The organism is Hymenobacter agri (assembly GCF_054778495.1).
The window spans coordinates 1-507 of sequence record NZ_BAAGZM010001332.1 but is presented as its reverse complement, the minus strand read 5'-3'; the positions used below and the strand labels follow the sequence as shown (position 1 = coordinate 507).

At 68.0% G+C, this 507-nt stretch carries 1 protein-coding gene; it reads right to left on the bottom strand.

Annotated features, from left to right (window positions below; all coding sequences use genetic code 11):
* A partial coding sequence (locus tag ACYVDE_RS26075; protein WP_460504399.1) for a sensor histidine kinase occupies positions 1–507 on the bottom strand: 507 nt, incomplete at both ends.

Here is a 507-nt window from a genome sequence, read left to right as displayed (position 1 = left end):
GGCCGCCGCTTCGGCTTCGGGCAGGCGCAGGCGCTGCAAGTCCAGAAAGCTGCGCAGGTGGGCCAGCTCCTGGCTCAGGGGCACGGTGTCGGCGGCACTGTCGTAGAGCAGGTAGCGCATGCTTTCGGCCAGGCGCAGCACGGCCTCGGGGGCGCGGTCCGACTTGCGGCTCGTGAGCGAGTAGATGTTGTTCAGCGTGTTGAACAGAAAGTGCGGGTTAATCTGGGTTTTGAGCATGGCCAGCTCCGTGAGCAGGTGCTGGCGCTCGCGCTCCTGCCGCTGGCGCTGCCCGCGCAGGTAATCGAGGGTGATGCGCACCGCCGAGCTGGCCAGCATGGTGGCTACCGCCCCCAGCCACAGCCCCCCAAACAGCGGCCAGAACAGTTCGTGCAAATCGGGGTCGACGCCCTTCAGCACGTAATACACGAGGTTCGACGTGGCCAGCCGCAGCGCCGTGAAGCCCACCGCCGCCGCCAGCACGCCCGCCAGGTAGCGCCGTTCCTGCCC